General features: G+C 72.9%; 1 protein-coding gene. It reads left to right on the top strand.

The genetic code is table 11. From position 1 onward, the window contains the following. Positions 1-462 precede the first annotated feature (462 nt). Positions 463-1,122: a DUF642 domain-containing protein gene (locus VR44_RS39750; RefSeq protein ID WP_045952569.1), complete on the top strand. Its 660-nt coding sequence runs from the start codon at positions 463-465 to the stop codon at positions 1,120-1,122. The last annotated feature ends 427 nt before the right edge of the window (positions 1,123-1,549 follow it).

Raw genomic sequence — 1,549 nt, 5'->3', positions numbered from 1 at the left:
GATACCTCTTCCTCGAGGTGTGCGTGGGCGTGGAGGTGTGTGCGTCGGCGATCCAGCCCGGCACGGGGCCGGGCCTGCGGGAAAGCCGACGAGCGGCATGGTGGTGCCGCTCCCGTCCGGTCCCCAACCCGGCGCGGATGCGGGATCGTTTGCTCCTCACCCGGGCGGCCCAACCCGTCGGCCCGGCGGGGCGCTACGCTGCTCCACAAGCGCCTCACGGGCGCCGCGGGCTCCCCCGCCCAGGCGCCGCCGCAGGCGGGTGAACGCTCGCCGTACAGGATCTGACCTGCTGGAACGGTCCTGCGCGGGCGTGTCTCGCCCAGCCGGGTGATCCCGTGGGGTGCAGAAACGATCTCGGGGTCGTCAAGCCGCGACGGACGTGCTGGTCTTGCCGCGACGCCCCTCGGCGACGTGCCGGCCAGGTGTCTCCCCTCCCTGGCAGACCCGAGATGAGGAGTCGTCATGGCCAACACCACCCGGTCGCGTGCCGCAGCCCGTACAGCCCTGGTCGTCTCGCTGGCCACGATGCTGGCGGGCACCGCGGCGACCAGCGCCAGCGCGGCCAGCGTCGTGCCGGTCACCAACCCGGCGTTCATCCAGCCCTACGTCAATCCCGACAACGCCTCCGAGTTCGTACGGGTCACCCTCGGAAGCAACGCCATCCACGGCTGGCGCCTCGGAAGCAACGCCATCCCCGGCTGGCGCGTCGTCCTCGGCAGCGTCGACGTGTTCGGCCGCGCCACCTCCCGTACTCCCGACGGCTCACAAGCCGTCGACCTCGGCGGCAGCGAGCGCGGCGGCATCGAGCAGACCATCGCGACCGAGGAGGACGCCGAAGAACAGGTCACGTTCAAGGCGAAGATCAACGACCACCCCGACTGCGTCTCCGGGGCCCGCGACATCGCCCAGGAATTCCACGTCCAGTTCGCCGCCGACCCCGAGCACGCCCAACGGTTCGAACTCGGCAGCATCGCCAAGCCCGCACGCGGCAGCAGCACCTGGACCCTGCGCCGCGCCACCCTGTGGGGCACCGACCGCTTCAGCCGCCTGCAGTTCATCTCCGACACCAACCACGCCTGCGGCCCCCTCATCACCGACGTCAAGGTCATCGAAAGGCCCTGACCCCAGACTCCTGCCCACCCTGCTCGCCCGCCCCGTCTGCGCCGGGGCGCGGCGGGATCGCCCGGGGCCCGGACGACAACCGGCCCCATCTGAGACACGCACCGCGGCCCGGCCAGCACCCAGCTGCTGACCCCGGGGCGGCAGAAGCCCCTACACCGGTGAGGCGTGGCGGCCAGTCGGCGTCTCCCGGTCCGCCCTGCGGGCGCTGTGGCCCGGGGATCCCACGGACCGACCAGCCCCGCATCCCACGCTCTCCCGGCCTGGACCGAACGCCGGGGATCCGAGCCCGCCGCCAGACGATGCGCCGCCCAAGGCTCACGTCGACCATGACTGCGGTGCCGGCCAAGTGACGACGGCGGGCGGCCATCGTCCGCCCCGCCCGGAGGGCGCCCTTCGGGCGGGGGCGGCCCGTGGAGACAGCACGGGT

The sequence above is a fragment of the Streptomyces katrae genome, assembly GCF_000966975.1.
GTDB classification, from domain to species: domain Bacteria; phylum Actinomycetota; class Actinomycetes; order Streptomycetales; family Streptomycetaceae; genus Streptomyces; species Streptomyces katrae.
This window is presented reverse-complemented; position numbering and strand designations above follow the sequence as displayed.